The organism is Ruania zhangjianzhongii (assembly GCF_008000995.1).
Lineage (GTDB): Bacteria > Actinomycetota > Actinomycetes > Actinomycetales > Beutenbergiaceae > Ruania > Ruania zhangjianzhongii.
In genome coordinates, this window is record NZ_CP042828.1 from 3,748,858 (window position 1) to 3,761,314 (window position 12,457).

The window sequence follows — 12,457 nt, forward strand, 5'->3', positions numbered from 1 at the left end:
GGCGATCATGGCGACCGCAGCAGGAGCACTCCTGCTGGCAGGATGCGGCGCACAGATCGACGCCCCCGACGAGGGGGACGACACAGCGTCGACCGTCACCGTCAACCGGTGTGGTGAAGCCGTGGAGTACACCACCCCACAGCGTGCCGTCGTCTACGAGGGGGGTAGCGCCGACAAGATGTTCGCACTAGGGCTGGCCAATCACGTGCACGGATATGTCCTCCCACCCGCGAACCCTCCGGTCAGCGAATCCCCGTGGGCGGCCGAGTACGAGAGCGTGGAGTTCCTCTCGGATGATCTCCTCAATCGCGAACTCGTCGTCGACGCGAATGCAGACTTCGTGGTCGCCGGGTGGAACTCTGGGTTCTCCGATTCGCGCGGTATCACCCCGGAGATTCTGGACACGCTCGGCATCCAGAGCTTCATGCACGCCGAATCGTGCTTCAACTACCCGGGCTACCCCGAAGAACACACCCCGTTCGAAGGCCTGTACACAGACCTTGAGCGCCTCGGCCAGATCTTCGACGTCGAGGATCGCTCGGCCGACCTCGTCGCCAACTACAGGCAGCGGGTCCAAGCGGTGCAGGAGCGGGCCCCGGAGGGCGACCCGATCAACGTCTTCCTGTACGACTCCGGCACCGATAAGCCTTTCACCGCAGCCAGCCAGGTCCCGCCGAACGACATCATCACCTTCGCCGGCGGAGTGAACATCTTCGGCGACGTCGAAGCGCGCTGGACCGAGGCCACCTGGGAGGCGGTGGTCGAAGCAGAACCCGAGGTGATCATCATCCTGGAGTATCAGGACCAGCCGGCCACGGAGAAGATCGACTTCCTGAAGTCCAACCCTGCGACGGCAACACTGCCCGCTGTGGTCAACGAGAACTTCTACATCCTCGATTACAACGAGGCGATCTCCAGTCCGCGAAACATCGATGGCCTCGAACGCTTCGCCGACTATCTCCGTGAGTACGCCGAGTCCCGGTAGGGCTGACGGTCCCAGACTGACCGCACCGGACCACTTGATCGTTCGAGCGTTGTGGCCAGTGCTCCTCGCGGCCGTGATCAGCCTGTTCCCGTTCACGATCTTCTCCACCTTTCTCGTCCCGATTGCCGCAGCCGCGAATGAGGAGACGTCGGTGGTGGGGATGCTTCGGGGACTCGGCGGAGTCGCGGCGCTCGTCACCGGGATCGGGATCGCGCCACTGATCGCACGATGGTCAGCACCGCATACCACCGCCGCCAGCCTCGTGATGCTGTCCGGCACGAGCCTGATCGCCACCGTTGGCACGCTTCCAACTCTCATCGTCTTCTGCGTGGGTATTGGTGCGGCGACGGCGATCCTCACGCCCACGCTGCTCCTGACCGCGACCACCAGGTACCCGAACCGGGGCGACTCCGGACGGGCGGCAACGATCGTCACCGCCACACAGTCCCTCGCAGCAGTGCTTGCCGCGCCCGTGATCGGTGGAATCGCCCTCTGGCGCGGCTGGCAGGGCGTCCTGTGGATCACCGCCATCGCCGCCTCGATCCTCGCCGTGTTCTTCCTCCGGGCATCGCGAGTTCCCCGGGCCGGCAGTGCACCACGCCTTCCGTACGCGGTGTCCTTCGCGCAGTTGCGCCACCGCCACGATCTTCTCGCGTTGGTCGCGATCGCCTTCCTACGCACCACGGCGTTCATGGGCTACCTCGCCGTCCTCGCGGCGCACTACCACGACCGCTTCGGCCTCGAACCGACCGCAGTCACGCTCGTCTGGACCCTCAGCGGGGCGTCGTTCTTCACCGGTAACTTCCTCGCCGGCCGCTGGGCGAGAGGAGGTCGCCGTCGGCAGAAGCTGCTCCTCGCCCTGGGACTGATCGGGGCCGCCATCGCACTCATCGCTCTGTTCACCACAGAGGTCCTCGCCGGGGCGTTGATCGCGACGGTTCTGATGGGCTTCTGCCACGCCATCGTCGCAGCGTTGATCACCACGCTGATCGCAGAGCGGGGCGACGAGCTGACGGCAGCCGCCTACAGCATCAACGCGGCTGGGATGAGCCTGGGCGTGTTTACCGGCGCACTCCTCGCTGGGGCGGGACTCGCTTTCGGCGGAGGCGGTGCCATCGCGTGGGCGCTGGGCATCCCTACCCTTCTCGCACTAGTGTTCGTTCCAGTCGCCACTGGCCGAACAGCGGTCCACAACGGCCCGTGAACGGGACCAGGAGCTGCGCAGTCGCCGCACCGCGAGTTCGTCACCGTCGTCCCAAGGTGTGCCAGCTCAACCAGCAACGTCCCGGCACTGGAAGGCGGCGAACCCGGTCACCAGCAGCGCGTGAGGCGGGCGATCCAGATCTGGCTGGAAGCTCGACGAAACGCACGTCCTGACCGCTCCGGTGCCCCCACTGGGACTCGAACCCAGACTGAACCGATTTTAAGTCGGCTGCCTCTGCCGGTTGGGCTATAGGGGCGGCTGCTCTGGGCATCCTACGGGCAGCTGACCTACCAGTTGGAGACACGCGTCTGCAGCACGATGCGGTACCTGCAGGTCCTTTCCGTGTGCGTCAGATACCACCGCGAACTACAGACCGTCATGCGGCGACGCGGAGCGCATGGCGCCCCGGTCACCGGTCCGAGCGCGCTACTTGCCCACCGGCTCCTTGTTCGCCCGGTCCGCCCGGTCCGCGGCTGCGGCAGTGAAAGCCTCACGCGGGCTCTGCAGCGACCCGAGGGCCACCATCTCCCGGTTGAAGATCAGCGCAGTGGTCCAGTCCAGCAGGATGCGGGCCTTGCGGTTGAAGCTCGGCATGGCCCACATGTGATAGGTCCGGTGCATGAACCAGGCGAGCGGGCCACGGAACTTGATCCCCTGGATCTGCGCGACCCCCTTGTACAGCCCGAGCGAGGCGACCGTGCCCATGTTCTTGTGCGAGTAGTCGGTGACCGCCTCACCACCGAGGTGCCGGACGATATTGTCGCCCAGATGCCGGGCCTGACGCACCGCATGCTGCGCCGTCGGGCCGCAGTAGACGTCCGGCTCGCCGGTGGAGATGTCCGGGACACCGGCGCAGTCCCCTGCGGCCCAGGCTCCCTCGACCACGGAGCCTTCGTCATCGACCACCTGCAAAGTGGGCAGGGTGCGCACCCGGCCCTGCTTGTCGATCGGCAGGTCAGAGGCGGCGATCACCGGGTTGGCCTTCACCCCAGCGGTCCAGACCAGGGTGTCCGAGTCGAACTCGTCCCCGTCGGAGCAGACCATGTGCCCGTCCTCGGCAGAGTTCAGGAACGTGTTCAGCTTGATCTCGATACCGCGGCGGCGCAGCTGTTCGAGCGCGTAGCCGCCGAGCTCGTCGCCCACCTCGGGCAGGATCCGGCGGGTGCCCTCGATGAGCACGAACCGCAGGTCCTCGGGGCGGATGGAGTCGAAGTCCTTGCAGGCGGCGCGCGCCATGTCCTCGATCTCGCCGATCGCCTCGATTCCGGCGAAGCCGCCACCCACGAAGGTGAAGGTGAGCATCCGGCGCCGTGCCTCCGGGTCCCAGGTGGAGGCGGCCACATCCATCTTGTTCAGCACCTGGTTCCGCAGGGCGATCGCTTCTTCGATCTGCTTGAACCCGATGCCATTCTCAGCCAGGCCCGGGATCGGCAGCACGCGCGCGACCGCGCCGAGGGCGACCACCACGTGGTCGTAGGAGACGTCGTAGGACTCCCCTTCCACCGGAGTGATCGTGGCCTTGCGAGCGCCGTGGTTCAGGTCGGTCACCCGCCCGGAGAGCACCGTGGACCCGCGGAGCAGCCGGCGGTGCGGGGCGACCACGTGCCGCGGCTCGATCGACCCGGCAGCCGCCTCAGGCAGGAATGGCTGATAGGTCATGTAGGAGCGGGGATCCACCACCACGATCGCCGCTTCGCGCCGGCCCATCCGCTTGCGGATCTGCAGTGCGGTGAACAACCCGACATAGCCTCCGCCCAGAACCAGGATCCGGGGGACCTTACGGGCCCGGCCGGTGCGGGCACTGAGGGTAGGTGCTTCGCTCATACCTCCACTCTAGGGTGAGCGGCCGAGGCCGGCACCGTGGTCTTGCACACGCTCGCAACCGGGGGCTTGCCCGCCCCGAACCAGAGTACGAACGCGCAGCGAGCACGCCGACCAACCATCGACCGGCTCGAGCGAAGGGACCGGTCAGACGTCCCGCGCCCGGGTGAGAACGCCGTCGAGCATCTCCTCGGTGAGCCGGCCGGTGAAGGTGTTCTGCTGGGAGACGTGGTAACAGCCGAACACGTGCACCGGCGCACGTCCCCCACCGCGGCGCTCGGGTGGGAACACCAGCGCCTCTGCCCCGTGACCGAACTTCGGCAGCGGCCGTGGCACCGTCCAGCCGAGCCGGCGCAGTGCGGCGAACGTGGCCTGCCAGCCGATCCCGCCCAGAGCGAGGATCGCCGTCACCGTGGGGGTAAGCAGCTCGATCTCCCGGTCCAGCCAGCCGGCGCAGGTGTGCCGCTCGTCGGGGCTGGGGGCGTTGTCCGGCGGCGCGCAGCGCACAGCGGCGACCATCCGGGCATCGGTGAGGGCCAGCCCGTCCGCGGCGTCCACGCTGAGCGGCTGGTTCGCATAGCCGGCGCGGTGCAGCGCGGCGAAGATCCAGTCCCCGGACCGGTCGCCGGTGAACACCCGCCCGGTGCGATTCGCCCCGTGCGCGGCCGGGGCCAGGCCCACGAGAAGCAGCCGAGCCTTCGGGTCTCCAAAGCCCGGTGCCGGCCTGCCCCAATACGGTTGGTCGGCGAACGCACGCCGACGGCGGTGGGCCACCTCCTCGCGCCACGCCACCAGCCGCGGGCAGGCCTGGCAGACGCTCGAGCGGGCATCGAGCACCTCGAGGCTGCGGGCGGAGGCGGCCAGGCGCTTGACCTGGTCGCCGTTCTGGGCACGGGTGGTCCGCGGTGCTGCCGGATCACCGGGCCAACCGGTGCCGGGCGGCACCGGGGACGGGTAGAGGTCACCGGTGCGCGGGTGTGGCAGCTGCTCGCTCACGACGGCGCAGGGTCAGTCACGTCCGCCACCTCCGCGTGCAGGTGGTCGGTCAGGGCGTCCCCGTCGACCGTGGCGGCAATGCCGTGCCCGCCGGCCCCGATCGAGACCCGGCGGCCACGGATCCGCTCGTCGGCGACCACCGGCCACGCCTGGGTAGCGCCGAACGGGGTGATGGTGCCGCGCTCGTACCCGGTGACGTCCTTCGCCGTGGCGGCATCGGGCATGGAGAGCCGGTTCACCCCGAGCAGCGTGCGCAGCTTCGGCCAGGAGATCGCCCGGTCCCCGGGAACCAGCACGAACAGGTAGTCGCCCTTGCCGCGGCGCACCACCATCGTCTTCACGATGTCGCCGGGGTCCACACCGCGGGCGGAGGCTGCCTCGGCCAGCGAGCGCACCGGGCCGTGCCGGGTGACCTCGTGTGCCAGGCCGGAGGCGGCCAGCGCCTCAGTGGCGGGGGTACCGGGTGCGTCGTCGGTCATTTGTTCACTGTACCGAGCCGGCGCTGCGCGGCCCGCCGCTCGCTAACTCCCGGCAGGCCTGCTCAGGCGCCGCTACCGCACAGCACCGGCGCGGGCAGCCCCCGTGCGGCGGAAGGTGTTCACGACGACCCCGGTGGAGAGGGGCTCGGTCTCGACCCGGGCGAAGGTCGAGGCGGGGAACCCCTCACCGAACAGCTTCGTGCCCCGGCCCAGCACCAGCGGGTAGAGCGCCAGCCGGTACTCGTCGACGAGGTCGTTCTCGGCGAGCGTGCGGATCAGCTGCGTACTGCCCCAGACGCGGATCTCGCCGTCGATCTGATCCTTCAGCCTTCTCGCAGCAGCAGGTACATCCGCATCGAGGAGGTGGGAGTCCTTCCAGCCAAGCTCGGTCAACGTCGTGGAGGCGACGAACTTCGGCACCCGGTTGTAGCGGCGCGTCAGCTCTCCTTCCAGCCCGCCGGCGTTCTCGTCCCAGACGCCCCAGGCTCCCGCCCAGATCTCGTAGGTGATCCGGCCCAGCAACAGAGCGGCCGTCCGCGTCTCCCACTGCCGGACCAGCGCGTTGATCTCTTCACCACCGTGCTCGGCGTCATAGTCGAGCGTCCAGTTCGGCTGCTCCATCGGCGTCTCGTCCTCTTCGTTGCTCGACTGCACCACGCCGTCGAGGGTGAGGAATGCCTGCACCACGATCGCGCCCATACCCTGTCCTCTCGTTTCCGCTACCGCCCGCTCTACTGCGGCGATTGCGTTGCTGTACGTCCTTGTTGGAACAGTTCCTTTTGAACTTCATTTAGTGAAGCGTACTTCATGGCTATCAGTCAAGACGTACACTGGATCGCATGCGAGATCGTTCCTACGGCCAGTTCTGTGGGCTGGCACATGCCGCGGAGTTGCTGGGTCAGCGCTGGACGATCCTGGTGCTACGCGATCTGCTCCTCGCACCGCGCCGCTACTCCGAGCTGCAGGAAGGACTGCCGGGCATCCCGTCCAATGGGCTGGCACGCCGACTCAAGGAGCTGGAGGCCGACGGACTGATCGTGCGCGAGCTCAGCGAGGCGCCGGACCGGTCAGTCCGCTACCGGGTGAGCGAGCGTGGGCAGGAGCTCATCCCTGCCCTGGATGCCCTGGCGCGATGGGGTGCCGCGGACATGCGGGAACCGCGCCCCGGCGAGGTCGTGACCGCCGCGTCGCTGGCGAGTGCGCTGCGATCGGGCATCCGCTCGAGCACGGCGGCTGCGGACCGGACCGGCAGGACCGTCTACCAGGTCCGGGTGGGTGATGCTGTGGCACATGCTGTCCTCGAGGACGGCGTGGTGCAGGTGGGCGTAGGTCCGCGCGAGGACGCCACTCTCAGCCTCGAGGGTGGTCCAGCCTTTCGCGACGTACTGGCCGGGGACTTGGAACTGGCAGACGCCGTCGATCGTGGCGAGATCACCGCGCACGGTGACCATGGCCTGTTCGAGGCCTTCACCGCCACGTTCCAGGTGCCCTATCGGAACGCGAACCCGCCGGTCGAAGCGGCTCCGTCTGGACGTTGAGCTGGCGGCGCCGCCAGCGAGGTGTGGTGCAGTCCACACTCGACGCGCGCACCGCCGCCGGAGGCCGTAGCCTCACTGCCACGGCGCTGAGTACCGGCGCCGAGGGAGGAGCGGTCGTCGTGGAGGACAAGCCGGCAGTCAACCGTCTGAATGCCCGCGTGGTCGGGATCTGCATCGCCGCAGCGCTCGGCGGATTCCTCTTCGGTTTCGACACTGCGGTGATCAACGGTGCCGTCGATGCGCTGGCCGGGCAGTTCGAGCTGGGTGCCGGCCTGAAGGGGTTCGCGGTCTCCTCGGCGCTGCTCGGCTGCGCGGTGGGGGCCTGGTTCGCGGGGCCGGTGGCGAACAAGCTCGGCCGGGTTCCGACGATGATGATCGCGGCGGTACTGTTCTTCATCTCCGCAATCGGCTCGGGCCTGGCGTTCGGCGTGGTGGATCTGATCGTCTGGCGGGTGATCGGCGGCTTCGGCGTCGGCGCCGCGTCGGTGATCGCGCCCGCGTACATCGCGGAGGTCTCCCCCGCCCGGGTGCGCGGCCGGCTCGGGTCGCTGCAGCAGCTGGCGATCGTGACCGGTATCTTCACCGCCCTGCTCTCCGACGCGCTCCTGGCGAACACTGCCGGTGGTGCCGCCGAGATGCTCTGGTTCGGCCAGGAAGCGTGGCGGTGGATGTTCCTGGCCGAGGCCATCCCGGCGGCCGTCTACGGGATCATCGCGATCAAGCTGCCCGAGTCACCGCGGTTCCTGGTGGCCCGCGGGAAGCTGGACAAGGCGTCCCAGGTGCTGCACGACTTCACCGGTGAGCTGGACGTCAACCTGAAGATCGAGCAGATCCGCAAGACCCTGCAAGTGGAGAAGCGAGAGTCCCTGGGCGATCTGCGCGGCCATCGGCTGGGGCTGAAGCCGATCGTCTGGGTAGGCATCCTGCTCTCGGTGTTCCAGCAGTTCGTCGGTATCAACGTGATCTTCTACTACTCCACCACGCTGTGGCGCTCGGTCGGGTTCGAGGAGTCCGATGCGCTGACCATCACGGTGATCACCTCGGTGACGAACATCGTGGTGACGATCGTGGCGATCCTGCTGGTGGACAAGGTGGGGCGGCGACCCATCCTGCTCGCCGGGTCGGTGCTGATGACGCTCTCCCTGGGCTTGATGGCCCTGGCGTTCTCCTTCGCCACGATGGTCACCGGCCCGGACGGCGAGGCCACGGCCGAGCTCGGTGAACCGTGGTCCTTGGTGGCGCTGATCAGCGCGAACGTGTTCGTCGTCGGGTTCGGGGCGAGCTGGGGACCGCTGGTGTGGGTGCTGCTCGGAGAGATGTTCCCGAACCGGATCCGGGCAGCCGCACTCTCGGTGGCGGCAGCAGCGCAGTGGGTGGCCAACTTCTTCATCTCGACGACGTTCCCCGCCTTCGCGGAGATCGGCCTCACCTTCGCGTACGGGTTCTATGCCACCTTCGCGCTGCTCTCGTTCTTCTTCGTGCTCTGGAAGATCCCGGAGACGAAGGGGCTCGAGCTGGAGGACATGGGCGAGAACCCGGTGGTCAGGCGCGGCAAGGTGGTCAAGGCGGACTGAGCTGGGGCGACCGCCGGGCTGGTGTGGCTGCCGACCGTCCCCTCTTGACGCCCGTGGCTGGTCGGAGCAGAGTCTCTGCCACCAACGATCGCTACGGAGGGCCTCTCATGGCGCACGGCGACATCACCCACATCGATATTCCGGTCGGCGACCTGGACCGGGCCACCCGCTTCTACCACGAGCTGTTCGGCTGGCAGATCAGCGAGATCCCCGGCTTCGAGGGCTACCCGATGTGGCGAGCTCCGAACCAGATCAGCGGCGGCGGGCTGGCTCCGCGTGGCGAGGGTTTCACCCAGCCACGGTCCTACGTCGAGGTCGACTCGATCGAGGACACCCTGGCCAAGGTCACCGCGCTCGGCGGTGAGGTGGTGATGGGCAGGAGCCCGATCTCCGACACCAGTGGGTTCGCCGTGTTCACCGACGCCGACGGCAACACCATCGGCCTGTACGAGGGCGTCACCGAGAGCTGATCGGCTCCCGCTCGCGGACCGCTCTCTGGCACCGCAGTGCGCGCGATGGCGCCGCGCGAACCTGCGTTCGCGGACCGCTCCGACCTCAGACCGAGAGGGCGATACCGTCCAGGATGTCGTGCTCACTGGTGATGACCTCGTCCAGGTGACCTCCGCCGTCGGCGACCGCCTGGGCGACCCGATCGACCACCTCGGCCCAGATCAGGGCTCCGGCACCGATCACGTCCACCCGGCCCGTGTGCATGAAGGCGAGGGCGCCCCGTTCCTGGCGCGACATGGTGAGCAGCGCTTGCGCGGCGGCCCGCACGTGTTCGAGCGAGAGCCGCGCTCCGTTGATCTGCTCCGGACGGTAGGCGTCCAGCCCGAGGGCGAGCGCGGTCAGCGTGGTCACCGACCCGGCCACCCCCACCAGCGTGCGCACCCGGCTCAGGTCCAGCTCGTCAGCGGCCCGGTCCAGGGCGGCGCCGATGTCCCCGCGGGCGGCAGCCACCTGCTCCGGGGCCGGCGGGTCGGTGCGGATGTGCCGCTCGGTCATCCGCACCGAGCCGATGTCCAGCGAGATCGCCCGGTCCACCTGGCGCTCACCCAGCACCAGCTCGGTGGAACCGCCACCGATGTCCACCACCAGATTCGGTGCCGGGTCCTGCGCACCAAGGATGCTCACCGCGCCAGCGAAGGAGAGGGCGGCTTCTTCCTCGCCGGTGATCACCTCCACCTCGACGCCGAGCGCTTCGCGCACCCCGGCGAAGAACTCCTCCCGGTTCTCAGCGTCCCGGGTGGCGGAGGTGGCCACGAACCGCAGGGCCTGCACGCCGTGGGTGCGGCACTCGGCGGCGTAGTCCCGGGTCGCGGCCAGGGTGCGTTCCAGCGCTTGTGGGTCCAGTCTGCCGGTGCGGTCCACCCCCTGCCCGAGCCGGACGATCTCCATCCGGCGCACCACATCGACGAGGGCACCCTCGGCCCGGTCGGCGATGAGCAGGCGGATGGAGTTGGTCCCACAGTCGATGGCTGCCACACGAGTCACGGCGCCTACCTTGCCACGTCTGACCCGGCACTCGCCGCACTCGCCGCACGGCAGCCCGGAACGGGCACCGAGACGGCAGGCGCGGCCGCGGGCTCGGCCGACGACCACTGCGACCCGGTCAGCGGGACAGGTGCCGCGCCCAGGCGAAGCAGTACAGGCCGAAGCAGGTGAATCCGGCGGCCACGATCACCAGGGCCGCTGGACCGAAAGGTTGCTCGAGCAGCCGAGCCAGGGCCTCGTCGAGCCCACCGGAGCGCTCCGGGTCCCGGGTTGCTGCTGCCCAGACGAACAACAGCCCAACGAGGAGGAAACCCACGGCCCGCGCCGTGTAGCCGACCTTCGCAAAGGCACCGATGGCCTTACCGCGGGCGCCGACGACGCCTCTGCTCTCCAGATTCTCCTCGAACCGCCTGGACAGGGCCCAGTAGACGGTACCCACGGCGTAACCGATCGCGGCCACTCCCACAGCCGCGACCAGCACGCTTCCATAGGGCATGTCCATCAGTCGAGCGCTGAGAGTGTCCGGCCGGGTCTGCGTGCCGCTCGAGCTCGAGCCGAGGGCGATCTTCACCGCACTCACCCCGAGAGCGCCGTACATCACCGCCCGGCCGAGTGAGACCGCCCGCCGAAGGGCACGCTGTACCCCCTGCTGGCTGCGGTGCCCGACGAACGTCTCCAGCAGCTGCCAGAGCACCAGCGCAGCGAATCCGGCTCCGAGGATGACCAGAAGACCCCGCCCGGCGGTGCCTCCCGCCAACGCACGCAGCGCGCCCGAGGTGCTCACGTCGGCATTGCGGGACCCCAACGCCAGCTGGAGCATCAGCCAGGCGAGCAGCAGGTGCACCACCCCGTAGGAGCTCAGCCCTACCCGCACCGCGCGGTCGAGCGCTGTGCTCGACTCCGCCTGACGGCCTGCGTCCTTCGCCGTCTTCGTCACGTCGTCGACGCCCATCAGAGCCTTTCTCCACTCGCCGCAGAATCGGGCTCACAGTACCGGCAATGCCCGCAGCCAGCCCGGTCAACGCGCCCCACATCCGACCCGCTACTGATGGTGGCGACCGCCCGGGAGTAGCGGCGCCGGCAGTCTCAGCAGGTGCACCGGTCCGGGCGCCACACGTGGGCGATCAGCTCCAGCGCCTCGTCCCCGAGCGGGTTGACCCCCGGCCCGACGGCCAGCGAGTGCGCCACCAGCACGTGCAGGCACTTCACCCGGGTGGGCATGCCACCGGCGGAGATGCCCTCGATCTCGGCCACCTCGCCGAGTTCGGCGCGGCGGCGCAGGTAGTCGGTGTGGGCGCGTTGGTAGGCGGCGGCCAGCCCCTCGTCCTCAGCGAGGCGGTCGGTCATCTCCCGCATCATGCCGTCGGCCTCCAGGGTGCCGACCGCTTTCACCGCACCGGGTACGGTCAGGTAGAACGTCGTGGGAAACGGGGTCCCGTCCTCCAGCCGTGGCGCCGTGCGCACCACCAACGGGCGCGAGCACACGCACCGTGCGGCCACCCCCACGACTCCGCGGGGTGGGCGGCCCAGCTGCTCGGCGATCACGTCGAGGTCGCCGGCGCGCAGTGGTCCGGGCGCCTCAGCGCTCACTCGTCGGCCTCGCCTGCCACCTGGACGGATTCCCAGACGGTGAGGTACCAGGGGCCCTCCTGGGGCACCGAGACGGGGCCGTCCTCACCGAGCTCATCAGGCACCTCCTCACCGGTCACGGTCTGCGGGTCGACCACACGGTACGGCGTCTCCCCCGGCATCACGAAACCGAGCCGCTCGCGGGCGCGGGCCTGCACGAAGGCCGGGTCGTCCCACTTGTCGATCTCATCCTGCAGCACGACGTTGCGCTCCTCGGTGGCCACGATCTGGGCGGCGAGCTCGCGGTGCTGCTCCTGTTGGGCGACATAGGCGCGCAGCGTGGGGGCGAGCACGATGAAGGCCATCAGCACCACAACGAAAAGCACCAGGCCGCGGACGGTGATCTGCCGCGGCTCGTTCGCTGTCTCGCTCTGGGCTGGCGCCTTCCGGGCGGAACCTCTGCGGGTCGCGGACTTGGCCCCCGGTTTCCCGCGCGGGCGGGGCGGGACCGAGGGCGGAGCCTTGCGGGTGCCGGTCGCGGCGCTGCCCTTGGTGCCGGTGGCCGCCGGCCGCCGAGGGCTGGTGCTCCGCGATCGTGCGGAGCCGCTGCTCGTGCGAGCCGACGCCCCGGTCCCCGCAGCCCGCGTACGGCTGCGCGGCGTGGGTGGGCGTCGCGTGTTCACCTGCTCATAGTCTCGCAGCGTCCGCCGATTGGCCGGGAGCGCAGCGGCGCGAGTCGCCGGGTAGCACTGCCCATCTGCCACCGACCGAGGTCGCGCCAGCCATCTCGCCGAGTG

General features: G+C 69.1%; 13 protein-coding genes and 1 tRNA gene. 5 read left to right on the forward strand and 9 right to left on the reverse strand.

Annotated features, from left to right (window positions below; all coding sequences use genetic code 11):
- Positions 1 to 7: 7 nt before the first annotated feature.
- Positions 8 to 985: an ABC transporter substrate-binding protein gene (locus FU260_RS17430; protein WP_244951244.1), complete on the forward strand. Its 978-nt coding sequence runs from the start codon at positions 8 to 10 to the stop codon at positions 983 to 985.
- Between the two features lie 58 nt (positions 986 to 1,043).
- On the forward strand, positions 1,044 to 2,189 hold the full coding sequence (locus tag FU260_RS17435; protein WP_168211831.1) for an MFS transporter: 1,146 nt from the start codon (positions 1,044 to 1,046) through the stop codon (positions 2,187 to 2,189).
- A 182-nt stretch (positions 2,190 to 2,371) separates the two neighbouring features.
- Here the strand turns inward: FU260_RS17435 and FU260_RS17440 are convergent.
- From FU260_RS17440 to FU260_RS17460, 5 genes are all read right to left on the reverse strand, one after another.
- Positions 2,372 to 2,445 (reverse strand) — tRNA-Leu (locus FU260_RS17440).
- A 170-nt stretch (positions 2,446 to 2,615) separates the two neighbouring features.
- The gene (locus FU260_RS17445; protein WP_147918197.1) at positions 2,616 to 4,013 is read right to left on the reverse strand and encodes an NAD(P)/FAD-dependent oxidoreductase; all 1,398 of its coding nucleotides are present in this window, start codon (positions 4,011 to 4,013) and stop codon (positions 2,616 to 2,618) included.
- A 144-nt stretch (positions 4,014 to 4,157) separates the two neighbouring features.
- Positions 4,158 to 5,006, reverse strand: coding sequence for a uracil-DNA glycosylase (locus FU260_RS17450; RefSeq protein WP_280527369.1), 849 nt, complete (start codon positions 5,004 to 5,006; stop codon positions 4,158 to 4,160).
- The gene (locus tag FU260_RS17455; RefSeq protein ID WP_147918198.1) at positions 5,003 to 5,485 is read right to left on the reverse strand and encodes an aminoacyl-tRNA deacylase; all 483 of its coding nucleotides are present in this window, start codon (positions 5,483 to 5,485) and stop codon (positions 5,003 to 5,005) included. The genes FU260_RS17450 and FU260_RS17455 overlap by 4 nt, the downstream gene beginning before the upstream one ends.
- A 72-nt stretch (positions 5,486 to 5,557) precedes the next feature.
- The gene (locus FU260_RS17460) at positions 5,558 to 6,184 is read right to left on the reverse strand and encodes a dihydrofolate reductase family protein (protein ID WP_147918199.1); all 627 of its coding nucleotides are present in this window, start codon (positions 6,182 to 6,184) and stop codon (positions 5,558 to 5,560) included.
- Between the two features lie 140 nt (positions 6,185 to 6,324).
- Here FU260_RS17460 and FU260_RS17465 point away from each other — a divergent pair, with 140 nt between their 5' ends.
- The 3 genes from FU260_RS17465 (at position 6,325) to FU260_RS17475 (ending at position 9,067) form a co-directional block, all read left to right on the forward strand.
- The gene (locus FU260_RS17465) at positions 6,325 to 7,023 is read left to right on the forward strand and encodes a winged helix-turn-helix transcriptional regulator (RefSeq protein ID WP_147918200.1); all 699 of its coding nucleotides are present in this window, start codon (positions 6,325 to 6,327) and stop codon (positions 7,021 to 7,023) included.
- A 119-nt stretch (positions 7,024 to 7,142) separates the two neighbouring features.
- On the forward strand, positions 7,143 to 8,597 hold the full coding sequence (locus FU260_RS17470; RefSeq protein WP_147919592.1) for a sugar porter family MFS transporter: 1,455 nt from the start codon (positions 7,143 to 7,145) through the stop codon (positions 8,595 to 8,597).
- A 107-nt stretch (positions 8,598 to 8,704) separates the two neighbouring features.
- A complete protein-coding gene (locus tag FU260_RS17475) occupies positions 8,705 to 9,067 on the forward strand; it encodes a VOC family protein (RefSeq protein WP_147918201.1) in 363 nt (120 codons plus the stop codon).
- A gap of 85 nt (positions 9,068 to 9,152) precedes the next feature.
- Here FU260_RS17475 and FU260_RS17480 read toward each other — a convergent pair whose 3' ends face one another.
- From FU260_RS17480 to FU260_RS17495, 4 genes are all read right to left on the reverse strand, one after another.
- A complete protein-coding gene (locus tag FU260_RS17480) occupies positions 9,153 to 10,091 on the reverse strand; it encodes a Ppx/GppA phosphatase family protein (RefSeq protein WP_147918202.1) in 939 nt (312 codons plus the stop codon).
- A gap of 118 nt (positions 10,092 to 10,209) precedes the next feature.
- A complete protein-coding gene (locus tag FU260_RS17485) occupies positions 10,210 to 11,043 on the reverse strand; it encodes a DUF1206 domain-containing protein (RefSeq protein WP_147918203.1) in 834 nt (277 codons plus the stop codon).
- Between the two features lie 134 nt (positions 11,044 to 11,177).
- The gene (locus FU260_RS17490) at positions 11,178 to 11,681 is read right to left on the reverse strand and encodes a DUF501 domain-containing protein (protein ID WP_147918204.1); all 504 of its coding nucleotides are present in this window, start codon (positions 11,679 to 11,681) and stop codon (positions 11,178 to 11,180) included.
- On the reverse strand, positions 11,678 to 12,046 hold the full coding sequence (locus FU260_RS17495; protein WP_235912284.1) for an FtsB family cell division protein: 369 nt from the start codon (positions 12,044 to 12,046) through the stop codon (positions 11,678 to 11,680). Before FU260_RS17495 ends, FU260_RS17490 begins: the two co-directional genes overlap by 4 nt.
- Positions 12,047 to 12,457 lie beyond the last annotated feature (411 nt).

What these genes read in the sequence shown, in the direction of transcription:
- FU260_RS17460 (WP_147918199.1), bottom strand. Translation starts at nt 6,184, where the DNA reads ATGGGCGCGATCGTGGTGCAGGCATTCCTCACCCTCGACGGCGTGGTG.
- FU260_RS17455 (WP_147918198.1), bottom strand. Translation starts at nt 5,485, where the DNA reads ATGACCGACGACGCACCCGGTACCCCCGCCACTGAGGCGCTGGCCGCC.
- FU260_RS17445 (WP_147918197.1), bottom strand. Translation starts at nt 4,013, where the DNA reads ATGAGCGAAGCACCTACCCTCAGTGCCCGCACCGGCCGGGCCCGTAAG.
- FU260_RS17485 (WP_147918203.1), bottom strand. Translation starts at nt 11,043, where the DNA reads ATGGGCGTCGACGACGTGACGAAGACGGCGAAGGACGCAGGCCGTCAG.
- FU260_RS17465 (WP_147918200.1), top strand. Translation starts at nt 6,325, where the DNA reads ATGCGAGATCGTTCCTACGGCCAGTTCTGTGGGCTGGCACATGCCGCG.
- FU260_RS17475 (WP_147918201.1), top strand. Translation starts at nt 8,705, where the DNA reads ATGGCGCACGGCGACATCACCCACATCGATATTCCGGTCGGCGACCTG.
- FU260_RS17430 (WP_244951244.1), top strand. Translation starts at nt 8, where the DNA reads ATGGCGACCGCAGCAGGAGCACTCCTGCTGGCAGGATGCGGCGCACAG.